This is a genomic window from Pandoraea commovens (assembly GCF_902459615.1).
Classification (GTDB): Bacteria; Pseudomonadota; Gammaproteobacteria; order Burkholderiales; family Burkholderiaceae; genus Pandoraea; species Pandoraea commovens.
In genome coordinates this window covers 333,770-349,672 of record NZ_CABPSA010000002.1, presented here as the reverse complement: position 1 = coordinate 349,672, position 15,903 = coordinate 333,770, and the positions used below count along the sequence as shown (strand labels likewise).

Genomic DNA, 15,903 nt, shown 5'->3' with positions numbered 1-15,903 from the left:
CTTCGGCCGAAACTCGATCATCAAAACTAAAAGCAATGCGCTCGCGTGACAGGCAGCGAGAGGACGTGATGCAAAAGCACATCCGGCATTACTTGTTCATTCTGATGGACTCCGGCCGAAAGGAAGGGATGTCGCGTATGTTACGCCACATCTTCCGCAAATGAAAAAGCGCTGCCTTTTACGACAGCGCTTTTGTGTTGCGATACGAACGTCCCGATCAGATCACGCCTTGCGCCAACATGGCATCGGCGACCTTCACGAAGCCGGCGACGTTGGCCCCGTTGACGTAGCTCACCGAGCCATCCGCACGACGGCCATGGTGCAGACAGACTTCGTGGATGCTTCGCATGATGTCGTGCAAACGCGCATCGACTTCCTCGCGCGGCCACGAGATGCGCATGGCGTTCTGGCTCATCTCAAGCCCTGACGTCGCGACACCACCGGCATTGCTGGCCTTTCCCGGTGCGTACAGAATCCCCTTGCTCTCGAAGCGCTTCGCCGCTTCGTTCGTCGACGGCATGTTGGCGCCTTCCGCGACGCAGATCACACCGTTTCCGATGAGCGTTTCGGCATCGTCAGCGTTGAGTTCGTTCTGCGTGGCGCAGGGCAGCGCAACGTCGACCGGAATGTGCCACGGGCGCTCGCCCGCCAGGAACTTGCTCCCGGTGCGTTTAGCGTAGTCGCTCACGCGTCCGTAGTGATGGTTCTTCACATCCATCAGCTCAGCGAGTTTTTCACTGGTGAAGCCGTCTTCATCCACGACCGTGCCACTCGAATCCGACACGGTGACGACCTTCGCGCCAAGGGCCATCGCCTTCTCCACGGCGTACTGCGCGACGTTGCCCGAGCCGGAGACGCTCACGCGCAAGCCTTCGAAGCTGCGGCCCGTCTGCTTGAGCATTTCTTCTGCGAAATACACGGTGCCGTAGCCGGTAGCTTCAGGACGAATCAGCGAGCCACCGAAGGACAACCCTTTCCCGGTGAAGACGCAATCGGCGCGGTTCGAAAGCTTCTTCATCATGCCCGCCATGAAGCCGACTTCGCGACCACCGACGCCGATGTCGCCCGCAGGCACATCGGTATCGCTGCCGACATGACGGAAGAGTTCGGTGACGAACGCCTGACAGAAGCGCATGACTTCGCCGGGGCTCTTGCCCTTCGGATCGAAGTCGGAGCCGCCTTTACCGCCGCCCATCGGCAGCGTGGTGAGCGCGTTCTTGAAAGTCTGCTCGAAGGCCAGGAATTTCAGGATCGAGAGATTGACGGACGGATGGAACCGCAGGCCACCTTTGTACGGACCGATGGCGGAGCTGTGCTGAATGCGATACCCGCGATTGACCTGCACGTCGCCATGATCGTCAACCCACGAGACACGGAACATGACGGCGCGCTCCGGCTCGACCAGACGGTCCAGCAGACCATGCTCGGCGTATTTGGGATGTTGCGATATGAATGGCCAGAGGCTTTCCATCACCTCTGTGACAGCTTGCAGGAATTCCGGTTGGCCGGGGTTGCGCTCGGCGGTGGAGCGCAGAAAATCGTCAAGTGATTGATATTTCATCTCGGATGCCCATCGATGGTGCTTATTCTTGTGCAGAGAAAGTATTTTGCACCAATTAGGATCGCGATATGATCGGAAAACAAAAATATCAGGGGAAATACGGTGGTTTGTGCTGTTATTCGACGTAGTGCAAAGTAATTGTGCTGCCCGATGGCAATTTACCTATTTATCTCCATACATCGATTTTTCACGTCCGTTCTTCGCATCAGTCTTTGGCTGTGTTGTTGATGTCCGCAGTTCTCGAATACCTCTCTGTGTGAATCCGACGCCATCAGGCGTCTGTTTGATCGCTGGTGTCCCCCACTGGCCCATTACCAGGAGCGAGCGCAATGGCAGAAACTCTCATCAAGGTCGACCTGAACCAATCCGCCTACGAAAACGAGCAAGTCCACAACCGTTGGCATCCGGACATTCCAATGGCCTGCTGGGTCAAACCCGGCGACGACTTCATTCTCGAAACCTACGACTGGACCGGCGGCTTCATCAAGAACAATGACAGCGCGGACGACGTTCGCGACATCGATCTTTCCATCGTCCATTTCTTGTCCGGTCCTGTCGGTGTGAAAGGCGCGGAGCCGGGCGACTTGCTCGTGGTGGATCTGCTGGACATCGGCGCGAAGGCGGACAGTCAGTGGGGATTCAACGGCTTCTTCTCGAAGACGAACGGCGGCGGATTTCTGACGGATCACTATCCGCACGCACAGAAATCGATCTGGGACTTTCACGGGCTGTACACGAGTTCGCGCCACATTCCGGGTGTGAATTTCGCGGGGCTGATTCACCCGGGATTGATCGGTTGTTTGCCGGATCCGAAGTTGCTTGAGACGTGGAATGCGCGTGAGACCGGCTTGATCGCGAAGGAACCGCAGCGGGTGCCGCCGCTCGCGAACCCGCCGTTTGCCGCGACCGCGCACATGGGGAAATTGTCGGGTGCGGCGAAGGAGAAAGCGGCGGCGTCCGGTGCGCGGACAGTACCGCCGCGCGAGCATGGCGGCAACTGCGACATCAAAGATTTGTCACGCGGCTCGAAGATTTTCTTCCCGGTGTATGTGGATGGCGCCGGGCTGTCTGTTGGCGATCTTCACTTCAGCCAGGGCGATGGAGAGATCACGTTCTGCGGCGCGATTGAAATGGCTGGCTGGGTGCACATGCGCGTGAACGTGATTAAAGGCGGAATGGAGAAGTACGCCATTCGGAATCCGGTGTTCCAGCCGAGTCCGATCACGCCGACGTACAACGACTACCTGATCTTTGAAGGCATCTCCGTCGATGAGAAGGGCGGCCAGCACTATCTGGATGTGACGGTCGCCTATCGCCAGGCGTGTCTGAACGCCATCGAGTATCTGAAGAAGTTCGGCTACTCGGGTGCGCAGGCGTATTCGATTCTGGGATGCGCGCCGGTGCAAGGGCATATCAGTGGTGTCGTCGATATTCCGAATGCTTGCGCAACGCTCTGGCTGCCCACGCAGATCTTCGACTTCGATATCCGCCCGAACGCGGATGGTCCGGTGAAGCACGTGAAGGGTGGCGTCGATATGCCGTGTTCGCCGGATTTGGCGAAGTCCTGATGCGTCGAACGTGACGGAGATAGCAATGCCGATATACGACTTCGAATGTGCGGACTGCGGGACGTTTGCGGTGATGCGACGGATTGCAGATCGGGATGACCCGTGTCATTGCCCCGAGTGTGGAGGGGAAGGGTCGAGAGTGATCACCGCGCCAGCGTTGGCGCTGATGGGGAATGCAAGCCGTTCTGCGCATGCGACGAATGAACGCGCTGCGAATGCGCCGCGTCAGTCTGGGGATGGCGCCGCACCGAGACATCGGGCGGGGTGTCGCTGTTGCTCGGGAGGGAAGGTTGCTCTCGCTGGGGCAGCGGCGTCAGAGGGGCTTAAGCGTCCGGCAGGCAGGCCGTGGATGATCAGTCATTAGCGCTTTTGGTTTGATGCCGGTTTGACGGGTGATAGCCCCTCGGGTCGCAGGATTCGAGGGGCTTTTTGTTTGAGACACAGTCCACATCCCCTCGCTTCGGAAAATCGCCCAACCTCGTCGATTCATCAACATTTGGGATGATTCCCTGAAATCGCCGTTGCTTCAGACGATAGACTGCTGAACGTCCGCCATCTTCCCGCCTAATGCCTGTCAGGGTTCCGACACGGTGCCTCACGCGTCACGATCCGATGCAAACAACGGCTCATTTCCTGATGCCGCTCCACATCCACACCGTTCATAACAGGAGACGGATTTGCTTACAGCAGTCGGTGTCGCAATCATCGTTGTCGTAGTTGGGTTGTTGCTCACGCGTAGAAGTAATCCCATCGTCGGCCTTACCTTGGTGCCTCTGATCGGTGCCGTCCTTGCCGGATTCGGCGTCGATCAGATCGGTGCGTTCTTCAGTTCGGGTTTGCTGAAGGTCATGCCGGTGGCGGCGATGTTCATGTTCGCCATTGTCTTCTTCGGCGTGATGCAGGACGCCGGCCTGTTTCGCCCACTATTGCGCGCAATGTTGGTGGCGACGCGCGGCAACGTGATCGCGGTCACGGTCGGGACGGCGTTGCTCGGCATGGTCGCGCATCTCGATGGCGCGGGCGCTACGACGTTTCTTCTCACGATTCCGGCGCTGCTACCGCTGTATCGGCGATTGAACATGAGTCCGTACCTGATGCTCATGCTGCTCACCCTTGGTGCGGGAATTTTCAATATGACGCCGTGGGCGGGCCCTCTCGGTCGGGCTGCGGTCGTATCTGGCATCGAGGCAACCGAGCTTTGGCGGCCATTGATCGCGATTCAGGCGATCGGCGCGGTGTTGCTGGTGATGCTGGCGGTGCTGCTTGGCGTCAGGGAGGCAAAGCGGGCACGTGCGTTAAACGCCCTTGGTGTGTCGTTGTCGGGAGGGGACGATGAACGATTTGACGACTGGCGTTCGGCAGACGCCGGGGCTGGCGAATCGAGCGGTGAGCCGTGCTCTGTCGATGACGTTGTTGTGTGCAAGGGGTTAGGGCATCGAAGACTGATGTGGCTCAACGGTGCGATCTTCGTCATGGTATTGGCGGGACTTGTCACAGGCGCGCTGCCGTCAACCTATGTCTTCATGATCGGCCTCGCCGTGGCGCTCTCCATCAATTTCCCAAACGCGCGCGACCAGATCGAGCGCATCAAGATGCATGCCCCTAACGCGCTGGTGATGAGTTCGATCATCATGGCTGCCGGTGCCTTTCTGGGCATTATGGACGGTAGCGGCATGCTCAAATCGATGGCCGGCGATCTGACGCGAGTCTTGCCAACCGCGCTGACGCCCCATCTGCACCTTGTGCTGGGATTCTTCGGTGCGCCGATGGAGTTGGTGTTGAGCACGGATGCGTATTACTTCGGCTTGTTGCCCATCGTTCAGGAGGTGGTATCGAGCTTCGGTGTGTCACCCTCGGCAACCCTTTATGCGATGACGATCGGCAACATCGTCGGCACCTTCATCAGCCCATTCTCTCCCGCCCTATGGCTAGCCCTCGGGTTAGCAAATCTCGAAATGGGACGGCACATCCGCTATTCACTGCTGACCGTCTGGGGATTCTCTGTCGTGCTACTCGCCTGTGCCGTGGCGCTTGGAAGAATTCCGATTTCGATGTGAACAGGGTGAAGGCGGTGGAAATGAAAAGAGCCCGGAGAATCTCCGGGCTCTTTTTCGCTATTGAGCGATCTACACGCAATCAAACGTCAATATTCCCAGCCCGCAGCGCATTGCTCTCAATAAACGCACGACGCGGCTCGACATCATCACCCATCAGCGTGGTGAAGATGCCATCCGCAGCAATCGCGTCTTCGATCTGCACGCGCAGCAGGCGGCGCACCGACGGGTCCATCGTGGTTTCCCACAGCTGTTCCGCGTTCATCTCGCCCAGGCCCTTATAGCGTTGCTTGGAGAGCTTGCTCTCGGCGTCCGCCATCAGCCACTTCATGGCCGACTTGAAGTTCGTCACCGGTTGCGAGCGCTCGCCGCGCTTGATCGTCGCACCTTCGCCGATCAGACCCTTGAACGTTTCCGCCGTCTTTAGCAGTTGCGCGTAATCCGCCGTCTGCAGGAAGTCCGGATCGAGCACCGTCACCTTCACGTTGCCATGATGACGACGATCCACGCGCAGCGAGACCACCGGGTCGGCGTTCTCGACTTCTTCCGTCACCGCCGTGATCGTGATCTCCGGGGCCAGCGGGTCGTTGCTGAGTGCCGCTTCCAGCGCCTTCGCCGACTTCGCTGCCGCTTCCTCAGTGTCCAGATTGATCTCGACGCCTTCGGTCACGGCCGTCAGCACCGACGGCTCGTACAAGCGGCTCAAACGCTCGATCACACCATCCGACAGCTGATAGCTGCGCGTCAGCTCGCCCAGCGCGTCGCCCGAGATCGGGGCAGCGCCCGTCGACGGCGTCAGCTCGGCATTGTTCAGCGCGAGCTTCAGCATGTACTGCGCCAGCTCGCTCTCGTCCTTGATGTAACGCTCGTCCTTATTGTGCTTGACCTTGTACAGCGGCGGTTGCGCGATATACACGTAACCACGCTCGATCAGCTCCGGCACCTGACGGTACAGGAACGTCAGCAACAACGTGCGGATGTGCGCGCCGTCCACGTCAGCATCGGTCATGATGATGATGCGGTGGTAACGCAGCTTATCGATGTTGTAATCGTCCTTCCCGATACCGCAGCCCAGCGCCGTGATCAGCGTCACGATCTGCTCGCTCGAAATCAGCTTGTCGAAACGCGCCTTCTCAACGTTCAGCACCTTGCCGCGCAGCGGCAGAATCGCCTGGAACTTACGGTCGCGGCCCTGCTTCGCCGAACCACCTGCCGAGTCGCCCTCGACCACGTAGATTTCGCACAGCGCCGGATCCTTCTCCTGGCAGTCTGCCAGCTTGCCCGGCAGGCCCACGCCGTCGAGCACGCCCTTACGACGCGTCATTTCACGCGCCTTGCGTGCCGCGTCGCGCGCACGCGCCGCTTCCACGATCTTCGTGCAGATGATCTTCGCGTCGTTCGGCGTCTCTTGCAGGAAGTCCTCAAGCGCCTTCGCCACATACTCTTCCACCGGCGCACGCACTTCCGACGACACCAGCTTGTCCTTCGTCTGCGACGAGAACTTCGGCTCCGGCACCTTCACCGACAACACGCAGGTCAGACCCTCGCGCATGTCGTCGCCGGTCGTCTCGACCTTCGCCTTCTTCGCAATCTCGCTCTCAGCGATGTACTTGTTGATCACGCGCGTCATCGCCGCACGCAGACCGGTCAAGTGCGAACCGCCGTCACGCTGCGGAATGTTGTTCGTGAAGCACAGCACCGTTTCGTTGTAGCTGTCGTTCCACTGCATGGCGACTTCCACGCCGATACCGTCGCGCTCGCCCATCACGTGGAACACGGTCGGGTGCAGCACCGTCTTCGACTTGTTGATGTATTCGACGAAGCCCTTCACGCCGCCGCCAAAGGCGAAATCGTCTTCCTTGCCCGTGCGCTGATCCGTCAGACGAATACGAACGCCGTTGTTCAGGAAGGACAGCTCGCGCATGCGCTTGGCGAGAATGTCGTAGTGGTATTCGACCTTGCCAAAGATCGTTTCGTCGGCCAGGAAGTGCACTTCCGTACCACGCTTGTCGGTGTCGCCCAGCAGCTTCAGCGGCGACGTCTCGACGCCGTCGACCATCTCGAGCTCGCGGTTCTGCGGCACGCCCTGATGGAACTCCATGAAGTGCTTCTTGCCGTCGCGACGCACGGTCAGCTTCAGGTAGGTCGACAGCGCGTTCACGCACGACACACCCACGCCGTGCAGACCGCCCGACACCTTGTAGCTGTTCTGGTCGAACTTGCCGCCCGCGTGCAGTTCCGTCATCACGATTTCCGCCGCGCTACGCTTCGGCTCGTGCTTGTCGTCGAACTTGATGCCCGTGGGAATGCCGCGACCGTTGTCCGTCACGGAAATGGAGTTGTCGGCGTGAATGACGACGTGAATGTCGTCGCAGTAACCCGCCAATGCCTCGTCGATCGAGTTATCCAACACCTCGAAAACCAGGTGATGCAGGCCCGTGCCGTCCGACGTGTCGCCAATGTACATGCCGGGACGCTTGCGTACAGCCTCCAGACCTTCGAGGATCTGGATGGAGGCTGCGCCGTAGCCGTTTTCGGCCTGCTTTTGCTGTTCGCTCATGACAATCTTCCGGTTACTGCGTCATTGCTGACGAATTACTGCTTCATGACCTGCCGCCCCCCGCACGCTTTTGGCGCTCCGAAGGCCGCTTATCCCGCAAAAGGATAATTCTCTAGAAACGCCAAAGGGGCGCTCGGCCCCTTCGCGCATGTGTGACGGCGCGTATGGCGGAATATCCGCTCAGATGCGCATCGGCATGACGACGTATTTGAATTCGTCGTTGTCCGGCAGGGTGATCAGTGCGCTCGAATTGGCATCGCCAAGGCTCACCTTCACTTGCTCGACCTTCAGGTTCGACAACACGTCGAGCAGATACGTCACGTTAAAGCCGATGTCCACCGACTCGCCCGTGTAATCGATCTCGATTTCTTCCTGCGCTTCTTCGTTTTCGGTGTTGTTCGCGCTGATCTTCAACTGGTTTTCGCTCACCAGGAAACGCACACCCTTGAACTTGTCCGACGTGACGATCGCCGCACGTTGCAGCGAACGATGCAGCTCTTCACGGCTGATCACGAAGCTCTTGTTGTAACCCTTCGGGATCACACGATTGAAATCGGGGAACTTGCCCTCGACCAGCTTCGATACCAGCTCGACGTTCGCGAAACGGAACTTGACCTGGCTCGGCGCCACGTCGATCTGTACCGGATCGTCGATGTCTTCGAGCAGACGCTGCAACTCGAGAATCGTCTTGCGCGGGATGATCACTTCCTGACGCGCAAACTTCTCACCGGCAATCGTCGTATTACAGTACGCCAGACGGTGACCGTCCGTCGCAACCGCTTCTATCTTCTCGCCCTCGACCACCAGCAACATACCGTTCAGGTAGTAACGGATGTCCTGCTGCGCCATCGCGAAGTGCACCATGCCCAGCAGTTGGCGGAACGCACGCTGCGGAAGCGCGAAGCTCGCGGCGTAGTCGTTGGCTTCGGCCACCGTCGGGAAATCTTCAGCCGCCAGCGTCTGCAACTGGAAACGGCTCTTGCCTGCCTGCACCGTCAGACGCTTGTCCGACAGCGAGAGCGCCACTTCGGCGTCCGGCATGTTGCGAAGGATGTCGAGCAGCTTGCGCGCCGCCACGGTCGTCGCCACATCATCGGCGCCGGCACCGCAGTCAGCGGTCGTGGTGATCTGCAACTCAAGGTCGGTCGACAGGAAGGAAATGTCCTGTCCGTGCTTGCGAATCAGCAAATTGGCCAGAATCGGCAACGTGTGGCGACGCTCGACGATGCCACTCACAATTTGCAGCGGCCGCAGCAGATTGTCTCGTTGAGTTTTGACCAATTGCATATTTATCCTTCGTAGTAACTGTTAACGGGTGCCAGTTTCTGCTGAAAACCCGAAGATTCCCTTATCAATCAATCGCTTGCAGATGGGATAACAGGGCGGAAAACGCTGTGGACGAGCCGGGGACGCATTGTGCGCCGATCCGCTATTGTGCCCGAAAACACCAGTTCCCCCCAAACCGCACCCAGCTTATCCACAGGGATGCAGGCAACCCCGCCCGTCCCCCTGCGCCTTCGCTGGCTGTTACCCCTTGAGCGTCTGCTCCAGCACGTGCAACTCGTGGTTGAGCTGCGCATCCTTGCCTCGTTCTTCCGCAATCTTGCGTACCGCGTGCAGTACCGTCGTATGGTCGCGGCCACCGAACAGTTCGCCGATTTCCGGCAAGCTCTTCTGCGTCAGTTCCTTCGCCAGATACATGGCAATCTGCCGCGGCCGTGCGATATTGGCAGGCCGCTTTTTCGAATACATGTCGGCGACCTTGATATTGTAAAAATCGGCGACCGTCTTCTGAATGTTCTCGACGGAAATCTGACGATTCTGCACCGTCAACAGATCCTTCAGCGCTTCCTTCGTCAGCTCGATCGTGATCTCGCGGCCGTGGAACTTCGAGTACGCCAGAATCTTGCGCAGCGCACCTTCCAGTTCACGGACATTCGAGCGCAGGTGCTTACCGACGAAGAACGCCACGTCCTCCGACAATCCCACGCCTTCGACCTGTGCCTTCTTGATCAGGATCGCCACACGCATTTCGAGTTCGGGCGGCTCGATGGCCACCGTCAGCCCCGAATCGAAGCGCGAAATCAGCCGGTCGTCGATGCCGGTGATTTCCTTCGGATACGTATCGCTCGTGATAATCACCTGCGCACGGTTCGCGATCAGCGCCTCGAACGCATAGAAGAATTCTTCCTGAGTACGACTCTTGCCGGAGAAGAACTGAATATCGTCGATCAGCAACAGATCGAGCGAATGGTAATAGCGCTTGAATTCGTCAAATGCCTTGCGCTGATACGCCTTCACCACGTCGGATACGTACTGCTCGGCGTGGATGTAACGAATGCGCGGGTTCTGCTTCTCGGCCAGCAACTGGTTGCCGATGGCGTGGATCAAGTGGGTCTTACCCAGACCGACACCACCGTACAGGAACAGCGGGTTATACGAAGTCCCCGGGTTATTCGCCACCTGAATCGCGGCCGCGCGGGCGAGCTGGTTCGACTTACCCGTCACGAAGTTGTCGAAGGTCAGTACCGGGTTGAGCTTCGAGCGCTCGTAGATCGACTCAACTTCGCCGACTTGTGCGGGCTCCTGCGGCGTGACGCGCCAGTTGCGGCGCACGGCTTCGGCTTCGCTCGCTTCCAGATTGGGACGTTCGCCGTCGAGCGCTACGGCATCTGCCGCATGGCTGCCATTCGCGCCTGCCACAGCCGAGTGGGCTGCGGCAGCGGTCGGGTTAGCGCGCGCGACAGTCGTCGGCACGGGGGCGGGCGCGGCACTCGGTGTCGGCGGCGGGGTCACCGTCGTGGAAGAGGGCACCCGCAAACTGGCCTTCGGATCGACGACGAACGTCACTTCGATCGGGGCATTCCAATAGTCCGACGCCATGCTCTGGATGCGCCCGGAGAATTGGCTCTTCACCCAGTCCAGCTTGAAGCGGTTGGGTGCACCAATCTTGAGCGTGCGCGCCTGTTCGTCGAAATCGAGCGGCGCCAGCGGTTTGATCCAGGTACGGAACTGCTGAGGCGTGAGCTCTTGTTCGAGACGGGTCGCGCAGTGTTGCCAGAAGTCGTTCATGCAGCGTGTGTCCAGGTGGCGCGGGGCCCATCCGACTGCTTCGTCTGGCGCTCTTGCCGTCCACTATCCGTTACATCAGATATGGGGGCAGAACGCGCCAAACCAAGCCGGAAATCCGTCCGCCAACGCTGGGGGACGGATGACCGGCCGGGATCGAGTCGGACCAGCGGCGCATTGCAGACGTCCGGCATTCGACGAACCACGGCGCGGCGCTCGGGCTTGGTCTCGCGCGTGCAACCGGTCGCTCCGGCGCGCGCAGACGACAAAACCCGGCGCGCTATCCACATGGCGGCGTCACCGGTACTCTGCTGGGAAAAAAATTGATGGGGGATTTTACCGCCAAAGCGTCCGCAAAGCGAGTTATCCACAGGAATGCCCACAGCACGCGCATCTCCGGGCGGGCGTACCGCGTTAACCCGTCTGACTTCGCGCGATGGCTGCGCAAATGACCGGCAATTGCGACGATTTGCCGCGACCGCCAGAACATCTTCACGATTTCCCATTTATCCACCGGCAAAAAGTGAAGCATCAGGCAATTTCCGCCATTATCCACAGCCACAGCCCCACGGGCTGGCGGTTCCGCGACAACGGCGGCACCGATCGTGTGCGGATGCCATCGGGGCGATGGCTAACCTATTGACACACAACGGAAAAGCCGATTAAATAGCGGGTTCGTTAGAAAGATAACCGGATTCCTATCCAACTCCCGACGGCTGGGCCGCGCGTGAAAGTCCTTGAATTTGCAGGTTTTCACGGTGTCCTTGTGGCGTTTTACGATGCTGCTGCGCGGGAATTTTTTCACACAGTGAGTGCATCATGAAACGTACTTTTCAGCCTTCCGTGACGCGCCGCAAGCGCACCCATGGCTTCCTGGTTCGCATGAAGACCCGTGGCGGCCGTAAGGTCATCGCCGCTCGTCGCGCCAAGGGCCGTAAGCGCCTGGCCGTCTAATCGCGGTTCTCGGTCGTACCGCGGTTTGCGCGTTAAATCCGCAAGACGCGAAGTCCCGGCACTGGGGTTTCCCAAAGCCGCGCGACTTCTCAAAACGGATGAGTTTTCATCCGTTTTTAGTTTGCGCCCTCTGCGTCGCAGCGCGCACTTCGTGTTGTATATGCGCTGGCGCGAAGAAGCGCCGGACACCCCTGCCGATGCCACGCCTCATGAAGGCCGCATCGGCATTGTCGTCGGTAAGAAGCATGCGCCGCGCGCGGTCACTCGCAATCTGATCAAACGTCAGGCTCGCGAGATGTTCCGTCAGCGTCGTGAGGCACTGGCCGGCTGGGACTTCGTACTGCGACTGACCCGGCGATTCGACAAGGGGACGTATACGGCGGCCGCTGCGCCAGTGTTGAACACACTGTGCCAGACCGAGTTCGCGCAGCTCTTCGACGCAGCCGAGAAAGCTGCCCGCAAGCGCCGCGCGTCCGACGACAAGACGGAAGGTAGTTAGTCCCCACACGGTAGCGCCCGACCCCGGGCATGCGCCGCCCACCCGGTCACCCTGTGACCGGACTGACAGGCGGAATCGAGATGCGAAGCGTGCTGTTGTTGCTCCTGCGCGGTTACAAGCTGGTGATCAGTCCCTGGCTGGGGAACCGTTGCCGCTTTCATCCGAGCTGCTCCGACTACGCACGCGACGCCATCGTCGAGCACGGTGCCGGTTACGGCACTTATCTCGCGGCCCGGCGTCTATGTCGCTGTCATCCGTTTCATCCCGGCGGTTTCGATCCCGTACCGCCGGCTCGACACGTCTGTAACGTTCCCGACACCCCCGCCGATGGCGCCGACAAGGCCGCCGGAAGCGACACGTCGCGAGCTAAGCAGACTGTCTCGTCCGGGCCCGCGGCCGCATCGGCAGTTACGCGCCGCGCGCCGGGCCATTTCTGAGTTTCGTCCACCACGAGTTACCGCATGGACATCAAACGCACCGTACTCTGGGTCATTTTCGCGCTGTCTGTCGTGATGCTTTTCGACAACTGGCAACGCGCCAATGGCCATTCGTCGTTGTTCTTCCCGACGCCAGAAGCTTCTGCCCCGGCCGCCACGGGTAACAACCAGACGCCGGCGAACGACCTGCCGCAATCGGCCAACGCCGCTGCCGCCGCAGGCGCCGCGCCGGGTAATGCACCCGCCACGGCCACCGCGCAAAAGGTCCGCATCACGACCGACGTCTATGAAGCCGACATCAGCACGCAGGGCGGCACGCTGTCGTTCCTCGCGCTCACGAAGTGGCCGGACGCCGACGAGGCCGACAAGCACGTCGTGCTGTTCGACAACACCCCGAGCCATCAGTACTACGCTCGCACGGGTCTGATCGGCGGCGACTTCCCGAACCACAACGACATCTTCACGCAAGTGCCGGGCCCGACCACGATGACGGGCGACACGCTGACCGTGAAGTTCGAATCGCCGGTCAAGGGCGGCCTGCAGTTGGTGCGTGCTTACACGTTCCATCGCGGCAGCTATGTGATCGACGTATCGAACACGATCGTCAACAAGACCGACGCCGCCATCAAGCCGACGCTGTACATGGAACTGGTGCGTGACGGTCGTGAAATCAGCGGCGCGAAGTTCTCGCACACGTTCACGGGCCCGACGGTCTACAGCAGCGACGAGAAATTCCAGAAGATCACGTTCAGCGATATCGACAAGGACAAGGCGAAGTACGTCAAGCAGTCGAGCGATGGCTGGATCGGCATGGTGCAGCATTACTTCGCCACGGCCTGGATTCCGAAGGAAGGCGCGACGCGCGACAACTACATTGGCAAGCTCGACAACGGCCTGTACCGCGTTGGCGTGAAGGAGCCGCTCGCCAGCATTCCGGCGAATGGCAGCGCGACGGTCGATGCACGTCTGTTCGCGGGTCCGCAGGAAGAGCACATGCTCGAGCAGATCGCGCCGGGCCTGGAACTGACGAAGGACTACGGTTACTTCACGATCCTCGCCAAGCCGCTGTTCTGGCTGCTCTCGAAGCTGCACGCACTGATTGGTAACTGGGGTTGGGCGATCATCGCCGTGACCGTGATCATCAAGCTGGTGTTCTTCCCGCTGTCGGCCGCAAGCTACAAGTCGATGGCGCGCATGAAGGAAATCACGCCGCGCATGCAAGCGCTGCGCGAGCGCTACAAGAGCGACCCGCAGAAGATGAACGCGGCGCTCATGGAGCTGTACAAGACCGAGAAGGTCAATCCATTCGGCGGCTGTATCCCGATCGTGATTCAGATTCCGGTGTTCATTGCGCTGTATTGGGTGCTGCTCTCGTCGGTGGAAATGCGCGGCGCGCCGTGGCTGGGCTGGATTCATGACCTCTCGACGCAGGATCCGTATTACATCCTGCCGGTGCTGATGGCCGTGTCGATGTTCATCCAGACGAAGCTGAACCCGACGCCGCCGGATCCGATGCAGGCCAAGATGATGATGTTCATGCCGCTGATTTTCTCGGTCATGTTCCTCTTCCTGCCGTCGGGTCTGGTGCTGTACTACGTGGTCAACAACACGTTGTCGATTGCGCAGCAATGGTCCATCAACCGGATGCTCGGTACCAAAAAGAAGGAAAAGGCGGCCTGACGATTCAGGTCCGACCGTCTGACTGACATAGCCGCCCGCGAGTCTCTCGCGGGCGGTTTTGTTTGGTGCATGTCAAAATAAGCCACTGTTTTTCAACGAATCGTTCCATGAGCGCTACCGTCTCCACCGTTCCGATTGCCGCCATTGCCACCGCCCCCGGACGCGGCGGTATCGGCGTGGTGCGCGTCTCCTTCGGCAAGCATCGCGGCGAAGCTGTGCAGCGTGTCATCGCACGTCTGGTCGGTCAGTCGCTCAAGCCGCGTCACGCATCGTATCTGCCGTTTCTGGACGGTGCGGGCGACGCGCTCGATCGCGGTATCGCGCTGTACTTCCCAGGTCCGAATTCGTACACCGGCGAGGACGTCCTGGAGCTGCAGGGCCACGGCGGTCCCATCGTGCTGCAATTGCTGTTGCAGCGTTGTATCGACGAAGGGGCTGAGCTTGGCGTGCGTCTTGCGGAACCGGGGGAATTCACCCATCGCGCGTTCCTGAACGACAAGCTCGATCTGGCGCAAGCCGAGGCGGTGGCCGACCTGATCGAGGCGAGCACCGAGGCGGCGGCACGCTCGGCGAGCCGGTCGCTGGACGGTGCGTTCTCGCGCGAAATTCATTCGCTGGTGGATCTGGTGATTCATCTGCGCATGCTGGTGGAAGCGACGCTCGACTTCCCGGAAGAAGAGATCGATTTTCTGGAGGCTGCCGACGCCTTCGGGCAACTCGAACGCATCCGCGCGCAGTTGGCGCAAGTGCTGTCGCAGGCGAAGCAGGGCGCGTTGCTGCGCGAGGGGATCAACGTCGTGCTGGCAGGTCAGCCGAACGTGGGCAAGTCGTCGTTGCTCAATGCACTGGCCGGCGCTGAGTTGGCCATCGTCACGCCGATTGCCGGGACCACGCGCGACAAAGTGCAGCAGACGATTCAGATCGACGGCATTCCGTTGCACATCATCGACACGGCGGGATTGCGGGAGACGGAGGACGAGGTCGAGCGCATCGGCATCGAGCGCAGCTGGAGCGAAATCGCAAAGGCGGATGCCGTACTGCATCTGCTCGACACGCGCACCGGCATGACCCCGGAAGACGAAGTCATCGCGACGCAATTGCCGAAGCACGTGCCTATCGTGCGTGTGTACAACAAGACGGATCTGGCAGGCGAACCGGCGACGGTACTGCCGAAGGAAGGCGCCGCGCCGCTGGGTGTTCGCTTGTCGGCGAAGGGCGGGCAGGGGATCGATTTCCTGCGTGCCGAATTACTGAAGATCGCGGGATGGCAGGCGGGCAACGAAGGTGTGTTCCTGGCGCGGGAGCGTCACCTGTCAGCGCTACGCGCGGCACGGGATCACGTCGAGATGGCGGACGCTCATGCGCGTCAGAACGCCGGTGCCCTCGACCTCTTCGCCGAGGAATTGCGTCTCGCCCAGGAACAACTCAGCACGATCACCGGCGAGTTCACCTCGGACGATTTGCTGGGGGTGATTTTCAGTCGGTTTTGTATTGGAAAATAACTGGCGCGCAAGTCGAAGA

Annotated in this window: 12 protein-coding genes; 8 read left to right on the top strand and 4 right to left on the bottom strand. The window is 60.0% G+C overall.

The annotated features are described in order from the left end of the window. Positions 1–217 precede the first annotated feature (217 nt). The gene (gene gdhA / locus PCO31010_RS07755) at positions 218–1,561 is read right to left on the bottom strand and encodes an NADP-specific glutamate dehydrogenase (protein WP_150663749.1); all 1,344 of its coding nucleotides are present in this window, start codon (positions 1,559–1,561) and stop codon (positions 218–220) included. Positions 1,562–1,890: 329 nt separating this feature from the next. Between gdhA and fmdA the strand changes: the two genes are divergently transcribed. The 3 genes from fmdA to PCO31010_RS07740 all read left to right on the top strand — a co-directional run bounded on the left by fmdA (position 1,891) and on the right by PCO31010_RS07740 (position 5,186). Continuing rightward, a complete protein-coding gene (gene fmdA, locus PCO31010_RS07750; RefSeq protein ID WP_150663748.1) occupies positions 1,891–3,129 on the top strand; it encodes a formamidase in 1,239 nt (412 codons plus the stop codon). Positions 3,130–3,154: 25 nt separating this feature from the next. Continuing rightward, positions 3,155–3,493 (top strand): FmdB family zinc ribbon protein, encoded by a 339-nt coding sequence (locus tag PCO31010_RS07745; protein ID WP_150663747.1) that lies wholly within the window; start codon positions 3,155–3,157, stop codon positions 3,491–3,493. Between the two features lie 313 nt (positions 3,494–3,806). Next, positions 3,807–5,186 carry a CitMHS family transporter gene (locus tag PCO31010_RS07740; protein ID WP_150663746.1) on the top strand — a complete coding sequence of 460 codons (1,380 nt, stop codon included), beginning with the start codon at positions 3,807–3,809 and terminating at the stop codon, positions 5,184–5,186. Positions 5,187–5,265: 79 nt separating this feature from the next. On the opposite strand, the gene gyrB is transcribed toward PCO31010_RS07740, so the two are convergent. The 3 genes from gyrB to dnaA all read right to left on the bottom strand — a co-directional run bounded on the left by gyrB (position 5,266) and on the right by dnaA (position 10,815). Continuing rightward, complete coding sequence (gene gyrB / locus PCO31010_RS07735) at positions 5,266–7,743, bottom strand: DNA topoisomerase (ATP-hydrolyzing) subunit B (RefSeq protein ID WP_150663745.1); 2,478 nt, start codon at positions 7,741–7,743, stop codon at positions 5,266–5,268. A 180-nt stretch (positions 7,744–7,923) separates the two neighbouring features. Continuing rightward, a complete protein-coding gene (dnaN, locus tag PCO31010_RS07730) occupies positions 7,924–9,030 on the bottom strand; it encodes a DNA polymerase III subunit beta (RefSeq protein WP_046290265.1) in 1,107 nt (368 codons plus the stop codon). A gap of 240 nt (positions 9,031–9,270) precedes the next feature. Continuing rightward, positions 9,271–10,815: a chromosomal replication initiator protein DnaA gene (dnaA, locus tag PCO31010_RS07725; protein WP_150663744.1), complete on the bottom strand. Its 1,545-nt coding sequence runs from the start codon at positions 10,813–10,815 to the stop codon at positions 9,271–9,273. An 816-nt stretch (positions 10,816–11,631) separates the two neighbouring features. Between dnaA and rpmH the strand changes: the two genes are divergently transcribed. The 5 genes from rpmH (at position 11,632) to mnmE (ending at position 15,884) form a co-directional block, all read left to right on the top strand. Next, positions 11,632–11,766, top strand: coding sequence for a 50S ribosomal protein L34 (gene rpmH / locus PCO31010_RS07720; protein WP_010806664.1), 135 nt, complete (start codon positions 11,632–11,634; stop codon positions 11,764–11,766). Positions 11,767–11,827: 61 nt separating this feature from the next. Further along, positions 11,828–12,265 carry a ribonuclease P protein component gene (gene rnpA / locus PCO31010_RS07715; protein WP_174555937.1) on the top strand — a complete coding sequence of 146 codons (438 nt, stop codon included), beginning with the start codon at positions 11,828–11,830 and terminating at the stop codon, positions 12,263–12,265. A gap of 80 nt (positions 12,266–12,345) precedes the next feature. Further along, positions 12,346–12,702 (top strand): membrane protein insertion efficiency factor YidD, encoded by a 357-nt coding sequence (gene yidD, locus PCO31010_RS07710; RefSeq protein ID WP_150663743.1) that lies wholly within the window; start codon positions 12,346–12,348, stop codon positions 12,700–12,702. A gap of 24 nt (positions 12,703–12,726) precedes the next feature. Continuing rightward, positions 12,727–14,382: a membrane protein insertase YidC gene (yidC, locus tag PCO31010_RS07705; RefSeq protein WP_150663742.1), complete on the top strand. Its 1,656-nt coding sequence runs from the start codon at positions 12,727–12,729 to the stop codon at positions 14,380–14,382. A gap of 107 nt (positions 14,383–14,489) precedes the next feature. Next, the gene (gene mnmE / locus PCO31010_RS07700) at positions 14,490–15,884 is read left to right on the top strand and encodes a tRNA uridine-5-carboxymethylaminomethyl(34) synthesis GTPase MnmE (RefSeq protein WP_150663741.1); all 1,395 of its coding nucleotides are present in this window, start codon (positions 14,490–14,492) and stop codon (positions 15,882–15,884) included. Positions 15,885–15,903 lie beyond the last annotated feature (19 nt).